The organism is Bradyrhizobium sp. P3_C3 (assembly GCF_056402655.1).
In genome coordinates this window covers 134,826-150,367 of record NZ_JBFUGY010000016.1, presented here as the reverse complement: position 1 = coordinate 150,367, position 15,542 = coordinate 134,826, and the positions used below count along the sequence as shown (strand labels likewise).

Below are 15,542 nucleotides of genomic sequence, written 5' to 3'. Positions count from 1 at the left end.
CAATGACTTCATGACATGAGAGCGCCACACGACATGACCGACGCTGTCGAAATCTACACCAGGCCGGGCTGTGGCTATTGTTCCGCCGCCAAATCGCTGCTGACCCGCAAGAAGGCAACCTTCACGGAGTTCGACATCGCCAGGAACCCGTCCTGGCGCGAAGAGATGTACGACCGCGCCGGCGGGGGCTCGACTTTCCCGCAGATCTGGATCGGCGGAACCCATGTCGGCGGTTGCGACGAGCTCTATGCGCTCGACCGCGAGGGCAAGCTCGACGGCCTGCTCGAAAGCGTAAAGGCGGTGTCATGAGCGAGGATCGCACCTTCACCGCCGCGATGATCCAGATGCGCACCGGCCTGATGCCCGAGCCGAGCCTCGCGCAGGCCACCAGACTGATCCGGCAGGCTGCGGCCGATGGCGCCGATTACGTGCAGACGCCCGAAGTCAGCAACATGATGCAGCTCAACCGCAAGGCGCTGTTCGAGCACCTCCAGAGCGAAGAGGACGACACCTCGCTAAGGGCCTATTGCGCGCTCGCGGCCGAACTGAAGATCCACATCCATGTCGGATCGCTGGCGCTGCGCTTCTCGCCGGAGAAGGCGGTCAATCGGTCCTTCCTGATTGGCCCCGAGGGCAATGTGCTCGCGAGCTACGACAAGATCCACATGTTCGACATCGAGTTGCCGGACGGCGAGAGCTATCGCGAATCCGCCAACTACCAGCCGGGCGAGACCGCCGTGATCTCCGACCTGCCCTGGGGTCGCGTCGGGCTGACGATCTGCTACGACGTGCGCTTCCCCGCGCTCTACCGCGCGCTGGCCGAGAGCGGCGCGTATTTTATCACGGTGCCGTCGGCCTTCACCCGCAAGACCGGCGAGGCGCATTGGCACATCCTGCTGCGCTCGCGCGCGATCGAGACCGGCTGCTTCATCTTCGCAGCGGCACAGGCCGGCCTGCACGAGAACAAGCGCGAGACCTATGGCCACTCGCTGATCATCGATCCCTGGGGCGAGATCCTCGCCGAGGGCGATGTCGAGCCCGGTATCATCATGGCCAAGATCGACCCGGCCAAGGTCGAGACTGCCCGCCGCGCGATCCCCTCGCTCCAGCACGGCCGCCGCTTCGGCGTCGCCGATCCCAAGGCCGGGCCGGACCATCTCCACCTAGTGCGGGGATCGGCATGATCCGCTACGCGCTCCACTGCGACCGAAGCCACGCATTCGAAAGCTGGTTCCAGAGCTCGTCGGCTTATGATTCGCAGGTGAGGCGCAAGCTCGTGACTTGCCCGATCTGCGGCTCGGCCAAGGTCGAGAAGGCGATCATGGCCCCGCGGATCATCGGCAAGAAGGGCCGCGGACGGGCGACGCCGCCGCCGGAGCCGGCCTCAACGCCTGCGCCCGAGGCTGCGCCGTCGGGACCGACCTCGCTGATGATGGCGCAGGAGCGCGAGTTGCGCGCCAAGCTCAAGGAGCTGCGCGATCACATCGTCAAGCACGCCGACAATGTCGGCGAGCGCTTTGCGAACGAAGCCCGCGCGATGCATTACGGCGACAAGGAGCACCGTCCGATCTATGGCGAGGCTTCGCCCGACGAGGCCAAGTCGCTGATCGACGAAGGCATCGAGGTGTCGCCGCTGCCGACGCTCCCGGAAGATAGGAACTGACAGTTCGCGCTTTCCGTCATGGCCGGGCATGACGGTGGGTGCGGCTAAACTCCCACCAGCAACGCGACTCCAACCACGATCAGCGCGATACCAAAAATCTCGCGCGGCGCGATCGGCTGCTTGAACGAGTAATACGCCACGCCTTGCGCGAACAGCACCTCGATCAAAGCGAGCGTGCGGACGTTGGCGGCGGCCGTCAGCGCGAAGGCCAGGAACCAGAATTGCGAGGCGAACGCGCCCATGAAGCMTGCGAGCAGCGACGGCTTCCACAATCCCAGGATCGACTGGAGCACCTTTGGCGCGCGCCAGAGCAGATAGATCGTCAGCACCAGCGTCTGCACGAACAGACCGAGCACCAGCGTGAACGACGCCGCCGTCACGAAGGAGACATCAGGCACGTTGATGATCGCGCCGCGAAAACCGACCGCTGACAACGCGAACGCCGCAGCCGCGACGAGACCGGTGATGGTCGGCTTCAGCTCGGCAAAGCTCTTCTCGCCGCCGGGCCGCAGGGCCGTGATGACGACGCCGACAGTCGCGATCACGATCGCCAGCACCTTGAGCCAGGTGAGATGATCGCCGAGGAAGACGAAGCCGAAAATCGCGGTCTGGATCGCCTCGGTCTTGAGGTAGGCCGTCGTCACCACGAAGGAGCGATCGTTCATCGCGAGCAGCATCAGCCCGGTCGCAACGATCTGGCTGAGCGTCCCGAGCAACAGCCAGGGCCAGAACACGGTCGGCGGCATGCCGAGGTGATCACCGGTCGCGACCAGCACCACGCCCAAAAACAGCAGCGAGAACGGGAAGCCGAACAGGAAGCGGATATTGGTCGCGCCCCAGGTCCCCAGCGGCTTCGTCAGCGACCGCTGCATCGCATTGCGCGCGACCTGGCCTAGCGCAGCAATGACGGTGAAGGGAATCCAGAGGCTGGCGATGGTGAGCATGCGGGTGGAGCGGTAGGAGGGGAAGCCGTGGCCAACCTGCCGCTAGCGGCGAAGCAGGTCAATCACGCCCACGTCATGGGTGCGATGCTCGCGCCTCGCGTACCCCTCACACCATCCCTTCCGCCACGACCATGTAGTTCACGTCCATATCCGACGAGAGGGCCCATTTGTCGGCGAAGGGTGAGTAGACGACGCCGGTCTGCTCGGTGATGACGAGACGGTTGTCCAAAAGATACTTCGTCAGCTCGTCGGGGGTGACGAACTTGTTCCATTCATGGGTGCCGCGCGGCAGCCAGCGCAGGACGTATTCGGCGCCGACGATGGCGAGCGCAAAGCTCTTCCAGTTCCGGTTCAGCGTCGAGACCACCATCAGCCCGTTCGGCTTCAGCAGCGCCGCGCAGCGCTTGAGGAAAACGCCGACATCGACGACGTGCTCGACCACTTCCATCGCCAGCACGATGTCGAAGCGCTCGCGCGGGTCGATCTCCTCGACCGTGGTGCAGCGGTAATCGATCGACAGATGGCTCTTGTCGGCGTGCAGCTTCGCGGCGGCGATGTTGCTCACCGAGGGATCGACGCCGATGACCTGGGCGCCGAGGCGCGACAGCGGCTCGCACAACAGGCCGGCGCCGCAGCCGATGTCGAGCACGCGCAGGCCGCCAAGACAGTTGAGGCTGCGCACGTTGCGCTCGAACTTGCGGCAGGCGGCGTCGCGGATGTAGCCGAGCCGCAGCGGGTTGATCCGGTGCAGCGGCGCCATCTTGCCGTTGGGATCCCACCACTCGGCCGAAAGTTTCGAGAATTTCGCGATCTCGGCGGCGTCGACGGTCGAGCCCGGCTGCGGGCTTGCGGTTGCGGAAGTATTTTGCTGCATGCTCATGGTTAGGCGCGGTCCTACCGCGTGGTGATCGAACTACGGAAGGCGAGCGGCGTGTCGACGGTCGTGATCTTTTCGATCCCCTCGCCAACGCCGCGAATCGTCACGTCGCCGTAGTTGAGAATACGTCCAAGAATCGACTGGTCGACGTCGACACTCTCGACCTTGTCCAGCGCCATTTCAAAGGTCCGGCGCTTGATGAACCCCGTCTTGTGCACAACCCGCAAGTTGGTGACGTCGGTCTCGGTCGTGAAGCGATGGAACCAGCCCTTGATGGTCCAGTAAAGGGCGGCCAGAGCTACGACGCCGGCGGCTATGAGGCACAGCACCCTGAGGCCATCGGCCGTGGCCTGCGGCATCAGGACGAGAAAGGCGAGAGCCACGATCCAGGCCACGATGGCCGGAAAATAGAAGATCCAGTGCGCATTGGTCGAATACAGCACCCGCTCGCCCGGTTGCAGGATCTCGTCGATATAACGCGCCATGATCTCGGTTAACCCATACCCCCAAGCCAGACCTTAGGTCGGACCTTACCCTGCCCCCGCAGGAACCCGCTTGCCCCCGGCCCCGCCGCTATGTATACGCGCGGTCGGTGTCCGCCGGCACCCGTCCGGTGCGGGTCACCATACTGATCCTTATGAGGGAATGCACGCGTCGTCATGAGCCGCCTCGTGATGAAATTCGGCGGCACGTCCGTCGCCAATATCGAACGTATCCGCAACGTCGCACGCCATGTGAAGCGTGAGGTCGACGCCGGCCATGAAGTGGCCGTGGTCGTCTCGGCGATGTCCGGTAAAACCAACGAGCTGGTGGCTTGGTGCACCGAGGCCTCGCCGATGCACGACGCGCGCGAATACGACGCCGTTGTCGCCTCCGGCGAACAGGTGACGTCGGGCCTGCTCGCCATCGTGCTTCAGGGCATGGGCATCCAGGCCCGCTCCTGGCAGGGCTGGCAGATCCCGATCAAGACCAGCGACGCCCATGCCTCGGCCCGAATCGAGGACATCGACGGCAGCGAGATCATCAAGCGCTTCCGGGAGCGCAAGGAGGTCGCGGTCATCGCCGGCTTCCAGGGCATCAATCCCGAGACCAATCGCATCACCACGCTCGGCCGCGGCGGCTCCGATACCTCGGCCGTGGCGATCGCCGCCGCCGTCAAGGCCGACCGCTGCGACATCTACACCGACGTCGACGGCGTCTACACCACCGACCCGCGAATCGTGCCGAAGGCCCGCCACCTCGACAAGATCGCGTTCGAAGACATGCTGGAACTGGCCTCCCAGGGCGCAAAAGTGCTCCAGGTCCGCTCGGTGGAACTCGGCATGGTCCACAACATGCCGATCTTCGTCCGCTCGAGCTTCGACAAGCCCGAGGATATCGACCCGCATGCCAACCAGCCGCCCGGCACGCTGATCTGCAGCGAGGAGGAGATCATGGAAAGCCACGTCGTCACCGGCATCGCCTTTTCGAAGGACGAGGCCCAGATCTCGGTACGCCAGATCGAGGACAAGCCCGGCGTGGCAGCGTCGATCTTCGGCCCACTGGCGGATGCCAACATCAACGTCGACATGATCGTGCAAAACGTCTCCGAGGACGGCAAGACCACCGATCTCACCTTCACGGTGCCGGCGGCCGACTACACCCGCGCCAAGGACACGATCACGGCCGCCAAGGGCAAGATCGGCTATGCCCGGCTCGATACCGCCACCGACGTCGCCAAGATATCGGTAATCGGCAGCGGCATGCGCAGCCATGCCGGCGTCGCCGCCCAGGCGTTTTCGGCCCTCGCCGGACGGAATATCAACATCCGGGCCATTACAACCTCCGAGATCAAATTCTCGGTTTTGATCGACACCGCCTATACCGAGCTCGCGGTACGCACCCTGCACACGCTCTACGGTCTCGATCAGGCCTAGACGAATTTTCTCTTAGCGGTCGCAGCAAACGCGAAGGTGTACACACCTTCGCGTTTGGCAGGCGTTTTGCTTGGCAAAACAAGCCTCAATTCGCTATACGGCGAACAGGGTGGGCTGCCGCAGACTGTGTCCCAGTTCAGGCGGCGCTGATTCGGTGCAAGCGCTAAATCTTGAGTAGATTTGTGTTTGTGCCTGCGCCGGACGAACAATTTGGTTGTTTTTCTGGAATTTTGGGCCAGCCGCCGGCCGATACCGCCGGGCCAGGCAGACGGAGGAGATTGACGGTTCATGCGGAGCGCGTCGGGAGGTCCCCGCGTCTTGTTGAGACGGCTCCGCGAAACCATGGCGGAGCAGGTCTCGGCCCAGGAGCGGCTGGACAAGATCGTGGTGCTGATCGCCGCCAATATGGTGGCCGAGGTGTGCTCGGTCTATGTGCTGCGCATCGACAACACGCTCGAGCTCTACGCCACCGAAGGTCTCAACCGCGAGGCGGTGCACCATACCGTGCTGAGCGCCCATGAGGGCCTGGTCGGCCTCGTCGCCAGCGAGGCGACCCCGCTCAACCTCAGCGACGCGCAAAGCCACCCGGCCTTCTCGTTCCGCCCGGAGACCGGCGAAGAAATCTACCACTCCTTCCTCGGCGTGCCGATCCTGCGCGCCGGCAACACGCTCGGCGTGCTGGTGGTGCAGAACCGCGCCAAGCGCAATTATGTCGAGGAGGAGCTCGAGGCGCTCCAGACCACCGCGATGGTGCTGGCGGAGCTGATCGCCTCCGGCGAATTGTCTGCGCTGGCCCAGCCGGGCCAGGAGCCGGCCGCGCGCCAWTCGGCGCAGAAGGTCGGCGCCATCCTCTCGGAAGGCATCGCGCTCGGCCATGTCGTGCTGCACGAGCCGCGCGTCGTCATCAAGGACTACATCGCCGAGGATCTGCCGAAGGAGATCAAGCGGCTCGACACCGCGCTCGCCAAGCTGCGCGCCGATCTCGACCGCATGCTGGAGCGTGGCGACGTTGCCGAGGGCGGCGAGCACCGCGAGGTGCTGGAAGCCTATCGCATGTTCGCCAACGACCAGGGCTGGTCGCACAAGCTGCATGAGGCGGTCGCGACCGGCCTCACGGCGGAAGCCGCCGTCGAACGCGTGCAGTCCGACACCCGCGCGCGCATGCTGCGCTCCACCGATCCCTATTTGCGTGACCGGCTGCACGATCTCGAGGATCTCGGCTACCGCCTGATGCGGCAGCTGGTCGGCCAGGACCACGCACCCTCGCGCGAGCAATTGCCCGACAATGCCATCGTCATCGCGCGCGCGATGGGCCCGGCGGCGCTGCTCGACTACGACCGCAAGCGCCTGCGCGGCATCGTGCTGGAGGAAGGTACCGCCAACTCCCACGTCTCGATCGTGGCCCGCGCGCTCGGCATTCCCGCGGTCGGCGAAGTGCCGAACGCGCCCGGCATCGCCGATCCCGGCGACGCCATCATCGTCGACGGCACCTCGGGCTCGATCTATGTGCGCCCGTCGCAGGAGGTCGAAGCCGCCTTTGCCGAACGCGTGCGCTTCCGCGCCCGCCGCCAGGCGCAATACCTTGCACTGCGCGACCGCCCCTGCGTCACCAAGGACGGGCAGAAGGTCGAGCTGATGATCAACGCAGGTCTTGCGATCGACCTGCCGCATATCGAGGACACCGGCAGCGCCGGCATCGGCCTGTTCCGCACCGAGCTGCAATTCATGGTGGGACAGAGCCTGCCGCGCACCAGCGACCAGCTCGCGCTCTATCGCACGGTGCTGGACGCCGCAGGCACCAAGCCCGTCACCTTCCGCACCCTCGACATCGGCGGCGACAAGGCGCTGCCCTATATGGAAGCGGTGATCGAGGAGAATCCCGCACTCGGCTGGCGCGCGATCCGGCTCGGCCTCGATCGCCCCGGCCTGCTGCGCGGCCAGATCCGCGCGCTGCTGCGCGCCGGCGGCGGCCGCGCGCTGCGCATCATGTTCCCGATGATCTCGGAGGTCGCCGAATTCGACTCTGCGAAGGCGCTGGTCGAGCGCGAGCTGACCTATCTGCGCCAGCACGGCCACACCCTGCCGGAGCGCATCGACATCGGCACCATGGTCGAGGTGCCCGCCCTGCTCTACCAGCTCGACGAGCTCCTGAAGAAGGTCGACTTCATCTCGGTCGGGTCCAACGATCTGTTCCAGTTCCTGTTCGCGGTCGACCGCGGCAATGCCAAGGTCTCCGAGCGCTTCGACACCATGTCGGCGCCGATCCTGCGCGTGCTGCGCGAGATCGCGCGGAAGTCGAACGATGCGAAGAAGTCGTTATCGCTGTGCGGCGAGATGGCCTCCAAGCCGATCGGCGCGCTGGCGCTGATCGCGATGGGCTATCGTTCGCTGTCGCTCTCGGCGACCGCGCTCGGCCCGGTCAAGGCGATGGTGATCGACCTCGATGCCAAGAAGGCCGAAGCGATGCTCGGCCCGTTGCTGGACGCGCCCTCCGGCAGCGTCTCGATCCGGCAGAAGCTGACGGAATTTGCCGAGGCCGAGGGCCTGGCGTTGTAGCGGGCCTGTCGCCCCCTTCCCGCCGCCTCGCCTTTTTCCGCCCTTTGAGACCGAACCGATGTCGTCACTCCCCGAAGCCAAACTGGACGTCCTGCTCGCGCATCACGCCTCGCTCGAGGCCGAATCGCTCGGCCAGCTCGCCTCCGAACGCTACGTGCAGATCACCCGCGAGCTCGCCGAGCTCACCCCGCTGATCGAGGCGGTGAAGGCGTATCGTTCTGCGGTCAAAGAACTCGCCGACACCGAGGCGCTGATCGCCGATCCCGCGACGGATTCCGAGATGCGCGGCATGGCGGAAGCCGAGCGCGACGAGCTGACGCCAAAAATCGAAGAGCTGGTCCAGAAGATTCGCGTCGCACTGCTGCCCAAGGACGCCATGGACGACCGCAACGTGGTGCTGGAAATCCGCGCCGGCACCGGCGGCGACGAGGCCTCGCTGTTCGCCGGCGATCTGTTCCGGATGTACGAGCGCTTCGCCAGCTTGCAGGGCTGGAAGGTCGAGGTGATCTCGGCCAGCGAAGGCACGGTCGGCGGCTACAAGGAGATCATCGCGGAGGTCCAGGGCCGCGGCGCGTTCTCGAAGCTGAAATTCGAATCCGGTGTGCACCGGGTGCAGCGCGTGCCGGACACCGAAACGCAGGGACGCATCCACACCTCCGCCGCTACCGTCGCCGTGATGCCGGAGGTCGAGGAGGTCGACGTCGACATCAAGAACGACGACCTCCGCATCGAGACCATGCGGGCGCAGGGCGCCGGCGGCCAGCACGTCAACAAGACCGAATCGGCGATCCGCATCACCCACATCCCGACCGGCATCGTGGTGATGATGCAGGACAGCCGCTCGCAGCATAAGAACCGCGCCTCCGCCATGAACATCCTGCGCTCGCGCATCTACGATGCCGAACAGCAGCGCCTCGACGCCGCACGCTCGGCCGAGCGCAAGGAGAAGGTCGGCTCCGGCGACCGCAGCGAGCGCATCCGCACCTACAATTTCCCGCAAGGACGCGTCACCGATCATCGCATCAACCTGACGCTCTACAAGCTGCCGCAGGTGATCGCCGGCGAAGCGCTCGGCGAATTGACCGACGCGCTGACCACCGAGCATCAGGCCGCACAGCTCGCCGCGCAAGGCGCGGCGGCCTGAACCCGCCTCAGCGCGCTTTGGCCCGGAACGATCGCAGGATCCTGGCCAGGGCGGGTGCGGCGGCACTCAGCTCGTCCAGGTGAATGCGCGAGAGCGATCGCAGCTTCTGCTCGCCCTTGGCCGTCAGCCTGACCAGGACGCGTCTTGCGTCCTGCGGATCGGCTTCCCGTCCGATCAGCTTCAGCTTCGCCATGCGATCCACCAGCTCTACCGCGGTATGGTGCCGGATCAGGAGGAAGCGCGCGATGTCGCCGACGCTTGCGCCGTCGGGGGTGGCCAGCCCCTTGATCGCCAGCAGCGCCTGATGCTGCTGCGGCGTCAACCCGGCGCTCTGGGCCGCGGCTTCGCTGAATGCCAGGAAGGTCCGAAGCTGATAGCGGAACTGTGCAAGCGCCGCATAGTCGGCCTCGCGCATCGCGCCGCCCTTTGAGGGCGCCGCGGAGGAGGGGCGCGTCGTCTTCCGCTTCGATTGAGTCATTCCTGCCTGCGACGTCGAGCCCGCCGGTGAAGCGGGCGGCCACTGCCGAGACTAGCAAGGAAGGACCGGCGGAACCAACCGAGCGGCGCCGCGGATGCACAAATATCGGGGCCTATTCGAAACTGGAGAGCAGGATCTTCACCAGGATGACCTGAAACGCGATCGGGATGCGAACGCTCTTCCGCCTGATCGAGCGCTGCAGCGCACTGGCGATCTCGGCGCTGGTCAGGCTGCCTGCCGACGCATTGGCAATCAACTCCGCCCACATCTGCGACAGCGAGCCGCCGGGCGGGATCACCGGCTTGATGGTCACGCCGCAGCCCTGGGCCCAATCCACGATCTCCCGCATCGTGTGAGGTCCGCAGTTGCGCGCGGTCGCAAGGCGCTCGGCCGTCAGCGCGAGCAGCAACTCGCGCGACGGCAACCAATTCCCCTTCGGCGGCTGTTCGCCGGTGAGCTCCACCGCAAGCTCCTTCAGAACATTCTGCGCGCGCACGCTCAGCTTCTGCATCGGGCCGGGCGCGCGCTTGGCCTGGACCTTGGCCAGGACGGGGCCGACGACGGGTCCGCGCCGGCCGGCTGGCCGGCTGCGCGGCTCGGACACGCGGGAGGCATCGCCCGACTGCGGCGCCGCACGCTGGTCGCTGCCCTCCCCCGCCGGCCACGCAGCCTCCGGCCGCTCCGCCTCCCGCGGCCAGGATCGTCGCTTCCGGGCACCCGCCACTGTCGTCTGCCGCGCCATTTCTCTCGCCGAACCCGCCAGCCTCGTACTCACAAAGACTAATATATATCGTGATCCGATATGTTTTCACGTGATAATTCTCGTCGTTCGACCAAAGACGAAATTGACAGAAGGGCTTCACAAGCAATGCTTAGGGCCAAGAGCTACACGCGGATGTGACGTGCCCGGCGCAGCAGGCCAGCGAGGTCGGCTGGCGCCGGACAGGTCGTGCTTGCGCATGCAAACAAGAACGATGTTCGGAGGAAACGACCATGACTGACGATCTCATCCGCCGCGGCCTCTCGCGCCGTGGCCTGCTCCAGACCACAGCGAGCCTCATCGGCGGCTCGATGCTGCCCGCGATGCCGGCCTTTGCCGAGGACAAGCCGGCGATCGGCTCGTATCCCGCCGGCGTTTCGGGTTCCACCGCCTTCATCGGAATCTCGGTCCCGCGCACCGGCACCTACGCCGTGCAGGGCGAGGACGAGCTCAAGGGCTACCAGCTCGCGATCGAGCACATCAACAGCGGCCATGACCTGATCAAGAAGATCTCGCCGAAGACCGGCAAGGGCGTGCTCGGCAAGGAGCTGAAGTTCGGCGTCGCGGATTCCGCGGCCAAGCCGAACGAGGCGGTGCAGGCGCAGCAGCGCTTCATCAGCGAGAACAAGGCGATCATGATCACCGGCGGCACGTCGAGCGCCGTCGCGGTCGCACTCAACAAGCTCGCGCAGCGCGAACACGTGCTGTTCGTGTGCGGCATTTCCGGCTCGAACGACACCACCGGCAAGGACTGCGTTCGCTACGGCTTCCGCCAGAACTTCTTCGGCCAGACCGCCGCCGCGGCGATCGGCCCGGTGATGGTGAGGGAGTTCGGCAAGAACAAAAAGGCCGCCTACCTGACGCCCGATTACACCTACGGCCACACCGTCACCAAGTCGATGCAGGACTTCCTCGCAACTGCAGGCTGGACGACGGTGACCAACCAGGTCGCGCCGCTCGGCGCGCCCGACTACTCCTCGTATCTGCTGAACGTCGCGAATTCCGGCGCCGACGTGCTCATCAACGTCAACTGGGGCCACGACGCGGTGCTGTCGACCCAGCAGGCCAAGCAGTTCGGCGTGCTCGACAAGATGAAGCTGGTCGTTCCCTACCAGGTGCCCTTCATCGCGCGCGAGACCGGCGGCCTGATGCAGGGCGTCTATGCCGCCACCGACTATTGGTGGACGATCGAGGACAAGTTCCCGCTCGCCAAGATGTTCAACGAGGCCTTCGAGAAGAAGTACGGCTACAAGCCCGAATGGGGCGCCGAGAACGCCTATGTCAGCTTCGCGCACTGGGCCCACATGTGCGAGCAGGCCGGCAGCTTCAATCCGCCCGACGTGATCAAGGCCTACGAGAAGGGCGAGACGATCCCCTCCCTGGTCGGCGACGTACATTACCGCCCCGAGGATCACCAATGCGTCCGCCCGGTGATCATCGTGAAGGGCAAGCAGCAGAAGGACATGAAGAACAAGGAAGACTGGTACGACGTTGTCGAGATCGTCCCAGGTGAGGGGCTGATGCAGAAGCCGGACGCGTTCGGCTGCCATCCCGGCGATTACAGCTGAGCCCGCGCTAACCCCTGTGACGCCGCGGGCTCACTCTGGTCCTGCGGCGTCACCTTTTTCTGACGCGCACCATGGCGCGTCACAACGGCGATTGTCGCATGATCAGTTGGCCCAACCTCGTTTCGCAGCTTTTCAACGGGCTCGCGCTCGGCGCCCTGCTCGCGCTGATCAGCTCCGGCCTGACCATCATCTACGGCACGCTCGGCGTGCTCAACCTCGCGCATGGCGCGATGTTCATGATCGGCGGCTATGCCGGCTTCGTCGCCTACCAGTACACGGAGTCCTTCATCATCGCCGTCATCGCGGGCTCGCTGTTCGTGATGCTGCTCGGCGTCGCGATGGAACGCGTCATCATCCGCCATTTCTATCATCGCCCGCACGAGGATCAGCTGCTCGTGACCTTCGGGCTCGGCATCTGTTTCGTCGAGCTGGTGCGCCTGATCTTCTCGAGCCAGTCGCAGCTGGTGCCGCCGCCGGCCCTGTTCCAGGGCATCACCAATCTCGGGTTCATGTTCTATCCGACCTACCGCCTCGCCGTCGTCGGCATCGTCGCGGTCGCCCTCGGCGCACTGTTCATCGTGCTCTACCGGACCCGGCTCGGCATGATCGTGCGCGCCGGCATCGAGGATTCGGTGATGGTCGATTCGCTCGGCATCAACGTCTACCGCGTCTTCATGGTCGTGTTCGGCATCGGCGCAATGGCCGCCGGATTTGCCGGCATCGTCAATGCGCCGGTGGTGTCGCTGACACCGGGCATCGGTGACGACATCCTGGTCCAGACCTTCGTGGTGGTGGTGATCGGCGGCGTCGGCTCGTTTCCGGGCGCGATCCTCGGCGGCCTGATCGCCGGCGAGATCATCAGCGTCACCTCCATGTTCAACCCCGGCTACGCCTATGTGATGCTGTTTGCGGCGATGACGCTCGTGCTCGTGGTGCGACCGCATGGCCTGCTCGGCGTCCAGGGCCGCGAGTAAGCGATTTCCTGATGCTCAAGCAACGCCCGTTCCTGATCGAGACCCTGACCGCGATCGGTTTGATCGCAGCCCCGTTCGTGCTGCCACATCTCGGCTTCGCCCCGAACACCGTGAACCGGATCCTGGTCTGGGGCCTGTTCGGGCTCGGCTTCGACATCCTGTTCGGATTCACCGGCCTGCTGTCGTTCGGCCAGTCCGCCTTCTACGGCACCGGCGGCTTTGTCGCGGCCTACCTCCTGACCCGCGCGGGTTTCGGCAACGTGCTGGGCGCACTGATCATCGGCATGATCGCGGCGGCGGCGACCGGCTATTTGATCGGCCTGATCGCGCTGCGCCGCACCGGCATCTATTTCGCCATGATCACCGTGGCGATCGCGGAGGTGTTCTTCTTCGTCGAGTTCAATCCGCTCTCGGATTTCACCGGAGGCGAGAACGGCCTGCCGGGCGTACCGACGCCGAGCTTCAATCTCGGCTTCACCACCATCCACTTCACCAATGGCTGGTCGCTCTATCAGTTCATCGCGCTGTGCTACTTCATCGGCGTCATCATCGCGCTCAGGATCGTCCGCTCGCCTGTCGGCGCCATCTTCAGCGCGATCCGGGACAATCCGCTGCGCGCCACCGCCGTCGGCCACAATATCCACGGCTACAAGTTGACCGCCTTCGTGATCGCTGCGGCCTATGCGGGCTTCGCCGGCGGCCTGCTCGGCGTATTGCAGGCCTTCATGCCGCCCGACGCCTTCACCTTCGACACCTCGGGCCAGCTCGTGATGCAGACTGCCATCGGCGGCAGGGGTACGTTGTTTGGACCGCTGGTCGGCGCTACAGTCTGGCTCTTCCTTCAGGATTTCCTTCAGTCCGCGCTGGGCCTCGGAGCGGCCTGGAAGCTCGTGCTGGGCGTCGTGTTCGTGGTGCTGGTCTGCTTCCTGCGCGGCGGCATTGTGGGCGGCCTCGTCGATCTCTACGGCCTTGTGTCCGGCAAGCGAGCGCGAAGGGCTGCGGAGACGGAGGAGGAGGCTGAGATCGAGACGCCGCAGCAAGCTCCGCCTGCGCCGATGCAGGCCAGGGAGGTCGCGCACCCCGCCTATTCCGGGCCGATCCTGAAAGCCACCGGCCTGACCAAGCGCTATGGCGGTCTCGTCGCCAACAGCGACATCGATTTCAGCGTCAATCAGGGCGAGCTGCGCGGCATCATCGGCCCCAACGGCGCCGGCAAATCGACCTTCTTCAAGATGCTGACCTGCGAGATCGCGCCGACCTCCGGCCAGATCGTGTTCGAGGGCCGCGACATCACGGGATTGAAGGTCACCGAGGTCTGCCAGCTCGGACTCACCAAGAGCTACCAGGTCAACCAGCTCTTCACGGGCCTGACGGTGCGACAGAACCTGACGATCGCGGCGCTCGCCGAGCTGCGCGGCAAGTTCCGGCTCGACCTGTTCCGCAAGCTCTCGGACGTCAAGGGCCTGACGGAGCAGGTGGCGCACACGCTTGCCCTGGTCAATTTGACCCGCCGCGCCGACACGCCGGTATCCGAGCTCGCCTATGGCGAGAAGCGCCGGCTGGAGATCGGGCTTGCGCTCGCCACCTCGCCGCGCCTGCTGCTGCTCGACGAGCCGCTCGCGGGCATGAGCCCGCGCGAGCGGGTCGAGACCGTCAAGCTGCTCAAATCGATCGCGCGCGGACGCACCATGATCATCATCGACCACGACATGGACTCGCTGTTCGAGCTGGTCGAGCGCGTAACGGTGCTCCAGGAGGGCAAGGTGCTGCTGGACGGCACACCGGAGGAAATCAGGACCAACGCCGCGGTGCAGGAAGCCTATCTCGGCGGCGTTCACGGAGAGATCGCCGCATGAGCCTGATCGAGGTCAACGGCCTGAATAGCTACTACGGCGACTCCCACATCCTGTTCGACGTCGCCATGCGCGTCGAACGGCACGAGGTGGTGGCGCTGCTCGGGCGGAACGGCGCCGGCAAGAGCACGACGCTCAAGAGCCTGATGGGCGTCGTAACGCCCCGCAGCGGCAGCGTGAAGTTCGACGGCATCGATATCGCCGGACGCAAGAGCCACAGAATCGCGCAGGCCGGCATGCAGCTCGTGCACGAGGAGCGCCGGATCTTCGGCAGCTTGTCGGTGGAGGAGAACATCGTCCTCGCTGGGATCACCGCACCGAAGCGCTGGCCGCTCGAGCGCATCTACGAGATGTTTCCGCGGCTGAAGGAGCGGCGCAACAACCGCGGCACCGAGCTCTCCGGCGGCGAACAGCAGATGCTCGCGATCGCCCGGGCGCTGGTGCGCGATCCCAAGATCGTGCTGCTGGACGAGCCGTTCGAGGGGCTCGCGCCCGTCATCGTCCACGATCTCGTCAAGGCCTGCCGCGAGCTCGCGGCCGCCGGCCAGACCATCGTGCTGGTCGAGCAGAATCTGGCAGCAACGCTGGCGCTGGCGACACGGATCTACATCATGAACAACGGCCACATCGTGCACGAGGGGGCGGCGCAGGAGCTCAAGGCCCAGCCGGAGCTGCTGCAGCGATACCTTGGCGTCTAGGTCGAGTCCCCCTAAACTCCGGGATATCTGCTTTCGAGGGCGCAGCATGCGGCCTCGCCCCCGGAATGTCGCCTTGGGCCCAAAGCGGACACAGGGTCGCCTTTAGCCGAG

General features: G+C 65.3%; 15 protein-coding genes. 10 read left to right on the top strand and 5 right to left on the bottom strand.

Features of this window, described 5'->3' with window-relative positions; genetic code table 11:
* Positions 1–33 precede the first annotated feature (33 nt).
* Genes grxC through AC1DW2_RS20185 form a run of 3 tightly spaced genes read left to right on the top strand, consistent with a single transcriptional unit; the run spans position 34 to position 1,663 of the window.
* Positions 34–309 carry a glutaredoxin 3 gene (gene grxC, locus AC1DW2_RS20195; protein WP_063980577.1) on the top strand — a complete coding sequence of 92 codons (276 nt, stop codon included), beginning with the start codon at positions 34–36 and terminating at the stop codon, positions 307–309.
* Positions 306–1,184: a carbon-nitrogen hydrolase family protein gene (locus AC1DW2_RS20190; RefSeq protein ID WP_354246735.1), complete on the top strand. Its 879-nt coding sequence runs from the start codon at positions 306–308 to the stop codon at positions 1,182–1,184. The genes grxC and AC1DW2_RS20190 overlap by 4 nt, the downstream gene beginning before the upstream one ends.
* On the top strand, positions 1,181–1,663 hold the full coding sequence (locus AC1DW2_RS20185) for a DUF1178 family protein (protein WP_439033885.1): 483 nt from the start codon (positions 1,181–1,183) through the stop codon (positions 1,661–1,663). Before AC1DW2_RS20190 ends, AC1DW2_RS20185 begins: the two co-directional genes overlap by 4 nt.
* A 44-nt stretch (positions 1,664–1,707) precedes the next feature.
* On the opposite strand, the gene AC1DW2_RS20180 is transcribed toward AC1DW2_RS20185, so the two are convergent.
* From AC1DW2_RS20180 to AC1DW2_RS20170, 3 genes are all read right to left on the bottom strand, one after another.
* Positions 1,708–2,607, bottom strand: a complete 900-nt coding sequence (locus tag AC1DW2_RS20180) for an EamA family transporter (protein WP_477007022.1) — start codon at positions 2,605–2,607, stop codon at positions 1,708–1,710.
* Positions 2,608–2,713: 106 nt separating this feature from the next.
* Entirely contained in the window at positions 2,714–3,487 is a 774-nt protein-coding gene (ubiG, locus tag AC1DW2_RS20175; protein ID WP_354118577.1) for a bifunctional 2-polyprenyl-6-hydroxyphenol methylase/3-demethylubiquinol 3-O-methyltransferase UbiG, read from the bottom strand.
* A 14-nt stretch (positions 3,488–3,501) separates the two neighbouring features.
* Positions 3,502–3,969, bottom strand: a complete 468-nt coding sequence (locus AC1DW2_RS20170; protein ID WP_071908493.1) for a PH domain-containing protein — start codon at positions 3,967–3,969, stop codon at positions 3,502–3,504.
* Positions 3,970–4,143: 174 nt separating this feature from the next.
* On the opposite strand from AC1DW2_RS20170, the gene AC1DW2_RS20165 reads away from it, so the two are divergent.
* From AC1DW2_RS20165 to prfA, 3 genes are all read left to right on the top strand, one after another.
* Positions 4,144–5,400 carry an aspartate kinase gene (locus AC1DW2_RS20165; RefSeq protein ID WP_441496777.1) on the top strand — a complete coding sequence of 419 codons (1,257 nt, stop codon included), beginning with the start codon at positions 4,144–4,146 and terminating at the stop codon, positions 5,398–5,400.
* A 288-nt stretch (positions 5,401–5,688) separates the two neighbouring features.
* Complete coding sequence (ptsP, locus tag AC1DW2_RS20160) at positions 5,689–7,956, top strand: phosphoenolpyruvate--protein phosphotransferase (protein ID WP_477007021.1); 2,268 nt, start codon at positions 5,689–5,691, stop codon at positions 7,954–7,956.
* Positions 7,957–8,014: 58 nt separating this feature from the next.
* Positions 8,015–9,100 (top strand): peptide chain release factor 1, encoded by a 1,086-nt coding sequence (gene prfA / locus AC1DW2_RS20155; RefSeq protein ID WP_166060453.1) that lies wholly within the window; start codon positions 8,015–8,017, stop codon positions 9,098–9,100.
* A 7-nt stretch (positions 9,101–9,107) separates the two neighbouring features.
* Here prfA and AC1DW2_RS20150 read toward each other — a convergent pair whose 3' ends face one another.
* Both AC1DW2_RS20150 and AC1DW2_RS20145 read right to left on the bottom strand, forming a co-directional pair.
* Positions 9,108–9,578: a MarR family winged helix-turn-helix transcriptional regulator gene (locus tag AC1DW2_RS20150; protein WP_441496776.1), complete on the bottom strand. Its 471-nt coding sequence runs from the start codon at positions 9,576–9,578 to the stop codon at positions 9,108–9,110.
* Positions 9,579–9,690: 112 nt separating this feature from the next.
* Positions 9,691–10,320 carry a hypothetical protein gene (locus AC1DW2_RS20145; RefSeq protein ID WP_441496775.1) on the bottom strand — a complete coding sequence of 210 codons (630 nt, stop codon included), beginning with the start codon at positions 10,318–10,320 and terminating at the stop codon, positions 9,691–9,693.
* 251 nt (positions 10,321–10,571) lie between these two features.
* Between AC1DW2_RS20145 and AC1DW2_RS20140 the strand changes: the two genes are divergently transcribed.
* From AC1DW2_RS20140 to AC1DW2_RS20125, 4 genes are all read left to right on the top strand, one after another.
* The gene (locus tag AC1DW2_RS20140) at positions 10,572–11,906 is read left to right on the top strand and encodes a substrate-binding protein (RefSeq protein ID WP_477007020.1); all 1,335 of its coding nucleotides are present in this window, start codon (positions 10,572–10,574) and stop codon (positions 11,904–11,906) included.
* A gap of 98 nt (positions 11,907–12,004) precedes the next feature.
* Positions 12,005–12,880 (top strand): branched-chain amino acid ABC transporter permease, encoded by an 876-nt coding sequence (locus tag AC1DW2_RS20135; RefSeq protein WP_014490434.1) that lies wholly within the window; start codon positions 12,005–12,007, stop codon positions 12,878–12,880.
* 11 nt (positions 12,881–12,891) lie between these two features.
* Positions 12,892–14,736 carry a branched-chain amino acid ABC transporter ATP-binding protein/permease gene (locus AC1DW2_RS20130; RefSeq protein WP_477007019.1) on the top strand — a complete coding sequence of 615 codons (1,845 nt, stop codon included), beginning with the start codon at positions 12,892–12,894 and terminating at the stop codon, positions 14,734–14,736.
* Positions 14,733–15,431 (top strand): ABC transporter ATP-binding protein, encoded by a 699-nt coding sequence (locus AC1DW2_RS20125; RefSeq protein WP_441496772.1) that lies wholly within the window; start codon positions 14,733–14,735, stop codon positions 15,429–15,431. The genes AC1DW2_RS20130 and AC1DW2_RS20125 overlap by 4 nt, the downstream gene beginning before the upstream one ends.
* Positions 15,432–15,542 lie beyond the last annotated feature (111 nt).